The organism is Skermanella sp., from assembly GCF_059503625.1.
Genome location: NZ_JCACHA010000062.1, coordinates 2,485 through 4,181, shown reverse-complemented (window position 1 = coordinate 4,181; position 1,697 = coordinate 2,485). Strand labels below are relative to the sequence as shown.

The 1,697-nt window shown below is 63.6% G+C and carries 2 protein-coding genes; one reads left to right on the top strand and one right to left on the bottom strand.

The window, feature by feature from the left end; translation table 11 throughout:
• The coding region (locus tag AC5JJ6_RS01755) for a tryptophan 7-halogenase (protein ID WP_496040391.1) at window positions 1-606 on the top strand (606 nt) is incomplete at its 5' end.
• A 4-nt stretch (window positions 607-610) separates the two neighbouring features.
• Here AC5JJ6_RS01755 and AC5JJ6_RS01750 read toward each other — a convergent pair.
• Window positions 611-1,528, bottom strand: coding sequence for a heme-binding protein (locus AC5JJ6_RS01750; protein WP_496040390.1), 918 nt, complete (start codon window positions 1,526-1,528; stop codon window positions 611-613).
• Window positions 1,529-1,697 lie beyond the last annotated feature (169 nt).

Genomic DNA, 1,697 nt, shown 5'->3' with positions numbered 1-1,697 from the left:
GGCCGCCGGCGGCTGGACCAGATGGTCGTTGCCGCCGGCTTCTTCCACGTGCCCGACGGGTCGCGCGGGTCCCACCTGACGCTGCTGGAAGCGGCCGAGTACGGCTGGTGGTACGCGGCCCGCCTGCCCGGCGGGGAGCATGTCGCGGCGCTGGCGACCGATGCCGCCCTGCTGAAGGAGGGTGGCCTGGACCAGCCCTTGGCGTGGATGGAAAGGCTGGCGACGACACGCCACGTTGCCGGCGACGTCGCGGGGGCCGTGCTGATGCCGGACAGCCTGCGGGTCTGGCCGACGCCGTCGTTCCTGCTGGATCGTCCGGCGGGTGCGGACTGGCTGGCGGTGGGGGACGCCGCGTCCACCTACGATCCGTTGTCGTCGCAGGGTATCCACAAGGCGTTCGTGGATGCGATGGCGGCGGCTGCGGCCGTCGCCGGGCTGCTGGAGCGGGGCGAAGATGTGGAGTCCTCGGGCTATGCCGAGGGGATCGCGGCGCAGTTCGGGGATTATGTCGGCAACCGGAACTACTTCTACGACCTGGAAGCCCGCTGGCCCGATGCCCCCTTCTGGAGGCACCGGCGCGAGCGCACCAGGCTTGAGGACGCTTAGGCGATCACTCGCTGACGAACGCGAGGGTGTTGACGGTGACGTGCGGCCATTTGATCAGGCCGGGCGTCTGGTCGAAGTGCTTGTGGAAGTAGATGTCGACCGTCTGGGAATACTGAAGCTGCTGCGACAGTTCCCCGGTGGTCGCGTCCTTGACGGTTTCGACCCAGAACGTGCTCTCCAGCGCCTTCGCGTCCGCGTATTGGCGGATTAACGGGATGTTGACGATGCCGCCGTCCACGTCGTCGGAGGTCGTTACCGACAGCGCCAGCGTCGCCACGATGTCGGCCTTCTTGTTTTGGTCGATCAGGAAGCTGTTGGGTTGCTGCGGATCGAAGTCGCCGCGCTTGCCCCGATAAACCTCGCTGTAGCCGTTCGGCGCTCCCGTCACCGGCGTCGGCAGTCCCGAAATGTTCGGGATCTTCGGCGCTCCCTTGAACTTGCTGAACGGACCGATCGCGACCAGCGAGTTTCCATGGGGAACGGTGGCGATCCGGACGACGGTCTTCGGCGTGAAGATCTCGTCGGTGGCCATGTCGTCGGTGACCACCGGTCCGAGATTGGTCGGCCACAGCCACATGCCGTTTTCGGCGTGCAGCAGGTTGCCGAAGTTCGGCCCCTCCGTCGCGTCGGTCACCTTGACGTCATAGCTGACGCCCGCCAGCAGCATCGTGCCGCCGCCGTTGCTGCGGTTGGGGACCAGGGCTTCGATCGCGGTGAAGGTGATCGTTTCGTCGATCAGGTTGACCAGAAGCTCGAATCCGCCGTTGCCATTCGGCACGGCGATCATGTTCCAGCCGATGCCGGACCACTTGCCGAGCAGAGCCGCCAGCGGACCCAGGGAGTCGAGGGATTTCGCGTCGCTGAGATTCAGCGGGACGTGCTTGGGAAGGGAGGATTGAACAGGGGCGTCCACAGCGGTCATGGTTATAGTCTCCCGGAGACCAATAAATCAGAAGATGCAATGAAACAACAAGAGGGGCAGTATCCACGGGTACTTGAGTATGCGGATGCAGGGGCTCTCGTCTTGTGGATAAGTTTAAATATGTGAACAGAAACTCTCAAATCGATTTTCTTATTGTTTAAGATTTGTA

Excerpts from the sequence above, each read along its gene's own strand:
- AC5JJ6_RS01750 (WP_496040390.1), bottom strand. The coding sequence starts at position 1,528 with ATGACCGCTGTGGACGCCCCTGTTCAATCCTCCCTTCCCAAGCACGTC.